This window comes from Malikia sp. (assembly GCF_028687635.1).
Lineage (GTDB): Bacteria > Pseudomonadota > Gammaproteobacteria > Burkholderiales > Burkholderiaceae_C > Malikia.
This window is the reverse complement of the sequence record NZ_JAQTZS010000045.1, coordinates 1-3975: the sequence shown is the minus strand read 5'-3', so window position 1 is coordinate 3975 and position 3975 is coordinate 1. Positions and strand designations below refer to the sequence as shown.

The window sequence follows — 3975 nt, the reverse complement described above, 5'->3', positions numbered from 1 at the left end:
GGCATCAAGCTCGGCAAGACCGACAAGAAGATGGGCCAGCGCGGCACCAAGACCTGCGACGTGATCCTGGAGAACGTGCGCGTGCCGGCGTCCCACATCATCGGCGGCGTGCCGGGCCAGGGCTTCAAGACCGCGATGAAGGTGCTCGACCGTGGTCGCCTGAACATCTCGGCCGTCTCCTGCGGCATGGCTTCGCGCATCCTCGACGAATCGGTGCGCTACGCGAGCGAGCGCAAGCAGTTCGGCAAGCCGATCGGCGAGTTCCAGCTGATCCAGGCCATGCTGGCCGACAGCCAGGCCGAGCTGCTGGCGGCCTGGTCGCTGGTGCGCGAGGTCGCGGCCCGCTTCGACCAGAAGCCGGCTCATCTGTCGGACCCGGATGTCTCGATGCGCGTGTCCTGCGCCAAGCTGTTCGCCACCGAGATGCTGGGCCGCGTCGCGGACCGTGGCGTGCAGGTGCATGGTGGCGCCGGCTACATCAACGAGTACCCGGTCGAGCGTTTCTACCGCGACGCCCGCCTGCTGCGCCTGTATGAAGGCACGACCCAGGTTCAGCAGCTCATCATCGGCCGCGAACTGCTGCGCCAGGTGGCCTGAGGCCTGGCAACCCGCAGGGGCTCAGGAGGCTGCGGCGTTTGCCAGCGGCCTCCTGATGTCGAGCGGCTGGTCCTGTTGCCGGGCCGCGCAAGCCAGCAGCCATGACTTGAAGCGCTCCAGCGCCGGCCGCTCGGGCAGGTCGGGTTGCACCAGGTAGTAGCTGCGCCGGCTCAGCACCGGATGCGGACTGGCGATCAGCAGCTGGCCGGAGGCCAGCTCGGCTTCGATCAGCAGCTTGGGCATCAGCGCGACCCCGAGCCCGCTGGCCGCCGCCGCCACCTGCATCGAATACTGCTCGTAGCGCGGTCCCGCCATGGCGCTTGGCGCATCCACCCCCTGGCTTTCGAACCACTGGCGCCAGGCATCGGGTCTTGTCGACTGCTGCAGCAGCGGCAGATCGGCCAGCGCGGCGGGCGTGAGCCCGCTCCTGCCGCGCAGCAGCGTCGGACTGCAGACCGGCACCACGACTTCCTCGAACAGCCGTTGCGCGCGCGTGCCGGCCCATTGCCGCACCTGATCGCCGGTGCCGGCAAAGATGGCCGCGTCCACTCCGGTGTCGCCGAACAGGAAGGGACGGGTCTGTCCGTCGATGTTCACCGTCAGCTCGGGCTGTTCGCGCGCCAGCGTGGCTAGGCGCGGGATCAGCCAGCGCGCCGCCAAGGTCGGCACCACGGCCAGCGTCACGCTCTCGCCCTGGCCGCGCCGGCCCATCAGGTCGAGCGTGTCGCGCTCGAGCGCATCGAGCCGCTGCGCGACCTGGCGCGCGTAGTCGGCGCCGGCCGGGGTCAGCGTCATGCCGTGCTGGGTGCGCCGGAACAGCTCGATGCCGAGCGACTCCTCCAGCGCGGCCACCTGGCGCGACACCGCGCCCTGGGTCAGGAACAGTTCCTGGGCCGCGCGGGTGAAGCTCTGATGCCGCGCGGCGGCGACGAAGCAGATCAGCGCCTGGGTCGAGGGCAGCTTTCTTCTCACGGGGCGCCTGACGCTGCCGAACGATCAATCATCGAACAGTTCACTGAGCCACGACTTCTTCTTTTTCTGAGGATAGTGTCCCTGGTTGTAATGACCTGAGTGCTGATGGTTCTGACCGAAATCCGCGTAGCGGAAGTCACGCGGCGCCTCCTGCCGATAGGCCTGCTGGGGCGCTTGAGGTGGGGCGGTTGGCTGGGGCGCTGCCGCGGACGCGGTATCCGCGCTGCGCTCGATCAGCTTGTCAAGCTCGCCGCGATCAAGCCAGATGCCGCGGCATTTCGGGCAGTAGTCGATTTCTATGCCTTGGCGCTCGGTCATGGCGAGCAGGGTGTCGGGACAGACGGGACATTGCATGGTCTAACCTTCTTCTCATGTCTGGGACCGCGGGATGCGGGTTTTCCCGGATGGGGTTTGCCTGTAGTGCGGGTTCAGATATCCGATCTTCTCATATCTTGTTGCGAAAGATTCGTGCAAGCCTGGCTGGATCAGCACTACCATGAGTTTGTCCGATTCATTGATTCACGCATAACCTACATAGAGGAGCCGTCATGAGTGCCAACGCCCGTTTTTCCTGGTCCGATCCCTTCCAGCTCGAAGCCCAACTGACCGATGACGAGCGCCAGGTGCGCGACGCCGCGCAGGCCTACTGTCAGGAAAAGCTGCTGCCGCGCGTGCAGCTGGCCTTCCGCAACGAGTCGACCGATCCGGCCATCTTCCGCGAAATGGGCGAACTCGGCCTCCTGGGCGTGACCATTCCCGAGCAGTATGGTGGCACGGGCCTGAACTATGTCTGCTACGGCCTGGTGGCGCGCGAGGTCGAGCGGGTCGACTCCGGCTACCGCTCGATGATGAGCGTGCAGTCCTCGCTGGTGATGGTGCCGATCAACGAATTCGGTACCGAGGAGCAGAAGCAGAAATACCTGCCCAAGCTGGCGCGCGGCGAGTGGATCGGCTGCTTTGGCCTGACCGAACCCAACCACGGCTCCGACCCGGCCAGCATGATCACCCGCGCCCGCAAGGTGCCGGGCGGCTACTCGATCAGCGGCGCCAAGATCTGGATCACCAACAGCCCGATCGCCGACGTGTTCGTGGTCTGGGCCAAGGACGACGAAGGCGCGATCCGCGGCTTCATCCTCGAAAAGGGCTGGAAGGGCCTGAGCGCTCCGGCCATCCACGGCAAGGTCGGCCTGCGCGCCTCGATCACCGGCGAGATCGTGATGGACGAGGTGTTCTGCCCCGAAGAGAACGCCTTCCCGACCATCCGCGGCCTCAAGGGTCCGTTCACCTGCCTGAACTCGGCCCGCTTCGGCATCGCCTGGGGCGCCCTGGGTGCCGCCGAGGACTGCTACAGCCGCGCCCGCCAGTACGTGATGGACCGCCAGCAGTTCGGCCGCCCGCTGGCCGCCAACCAGCTGATCCAGAAGAAGCTGGCCGACATGCTGACCGAGATCAGCCTGGGCCTGCAGGGCTGCCTGGCCCTGGGCCGCATGAAGGACGCCGGCAACGCACCGGTGGAAGTCACCTCCATCCTCAAGCGCAACAGCTGCGGCAAGGCGCTCGACATCGCCCGCATGGCGCGCGACATGATGGGTGGCAACGGCATCAGCGACGAGTACGGCGTGGCCCGTCACCTGGTCAACCTCGAGGTGGTCAACACCTACGAGGGCACCCACGACGTGCACGCGCTGATCCTGGGTCGCGCCATCACCGGTCTGGCCGCTTTCGCGAACTGATACCCTCGACGGTCACCAAGGAACAAGACAATGAACGCAGAAAACGGATATGACATCGAAGACCTGCAAGTGGGCATGACCGCCACATTTGCCAAGACGATCACCGAGGCCGACATCGTCCTGTTCGCCGGGGTCTCGGGTGACAACAACGCGATCCACACCAACGAGGAGTTCGCTCGAACCACGATCTTTGGTGGCCGGATCGCGCATGGCTTCCTGTCCGCCAGCGTGATTTCCGCGGCGGTGGCCAACCGCCTGCCCGGGCCGGGTACGGTCTACCTCAGCCAGTCGCTCAGGTTCAAGGCGCCGGTCAAGCCGGGTGACACGGTTCATGCGACGGTCACCGTCAAGTCCTTGCATCCCGAGAAGGCCAGAGCCGAACTCGATACGGTGTGCACCGTCAAGGGCAAGGTCGTCATCGAAGGCGAAGCGCTGGTGATGACATCCTCCTCGGTTCGTCGCGCGGCGGCGGCAGCCAAAAGCTGATCATTTTCAAATTTGGAGTAAAACATGAAGATCCTCGTCCCCGTCAAGCGCGTGGTGGATTACAACGTCAAGGTGCGCGTCAAGGCCGACGGCACGGGCGTTGACATCGCCAACGTCAAGATGAGCATGAACCCCTTCGACGAGATCGCGATCGAGGAAGCGGTGCGCCTGAAGGAAAAGGGCGCCG

General features: G+C 65.5%; 5 protein-coding genes and 1 pseudogene. 4 read left to right on the top strand and 2 right to left on the bottom strand.

Annotated elements, in window-relative coordinates; all coding sequences use genetic code 11:
* Window positions 1-597, top strand: a 597-nt coding sequence (locus PHR85_RS15105; RefSeq protein WP_300056007.1) for an acyl-CoA dehydrogenase, incomplete at its 5' end; no start/stop codon positions are given.
* A gap of 21 nt (window positions 598-618) precedes the next feature.
* On the opposite strand, the gene PHR85_RS15100 is transcribed toward PHR85_RS15105, so the two are convergent.
* Window positions 619-1569 carry a LysR substrate-binding domain-containing protein gene (locus tag PHR85_RS15100; protein WP_300056004.1) on the bottom strand — a complete coding sequence of 317 codons (951 nt, stop codon included), beginning with the start codon at window positions 1567-1569 and terminating at the stop codon, window positions 619-621.
* Between the two features lie 24 nt (window positions 1570-1593).
* Window positions 1594-1923 carry a zf-TFIIB domain-containing protein gene (locus PHR85_RS15095; protein ID WP_300056001.1) on the bottom strand — a complete coding sequence of 110 codons (330 nt, stop codon included), beginning with the start codon at window positions 1921-1923 and terminating at the stop codon, window positions 1594-1596.
* 194 nt (window positions 1924-2117) lie between these two features.
* Between PHR85_RS15095 and PHR85_RS15090 the strand changes: the two genes are divergently transcribed.
* The 3 genes and pseudogenes from PHR85_RS15090 to PHR85_RS15080 form a co-directional block, all read left to right on the top strand.
* Complete coding sequence (locus PHR85_RS15090; protein WP_300055999.1) at window positions 2118-3302, top strand: acyl-CoA dehydrogenase; 1185 nt, start codon at window positions 2118-2120, stop codon at window positions 3300-3302.
* A 30-nt stretch (window positions 3303-3332) separates the two neighbouring features.
* Entirely contained in the window at window positions 3333-3788 is a 456-nt protein-coding gene (locus PHR85_RS15085; protein ID WP_300055996.1) for a MaoC family dehydratase, read from the top strand.
* 24 nt (window positions 3789-3812) lie between these two features.
* A pseudogene (locus PHR85_RS15080) lies at window positions 3813-3975 on the top strand (electron transfer flavoprotein subunit beta/FixA family protein); the annotation flags it as partial.

What these genes read in the sequence shown, in the direction of transcription:
- PHR85_RS15090 (WP_300055999.1), top strand. Translation starts at nt 2,118, where the DNA reads ATGAGTGCCAACGCCCGTTTTTCCTGGTCCGATCCCTTCCAGCTCGAA.
- PHR85_RS15085 (WP_300055996.1), top strand. Translation starts at nt 3,333, where the DNA reads ATGAACGCAGAAAACGGATATGACATCGAAGACCTGCAAGTGGGCATG.
- PHR85_RS15095 (WP_300056001.1), bottom strand. Translation starts at nt 1,923, where the DNA reads ATGCAATGTCCCGTCTGTCCCGACACCCTGCTCGCCATGACCGAGCGC.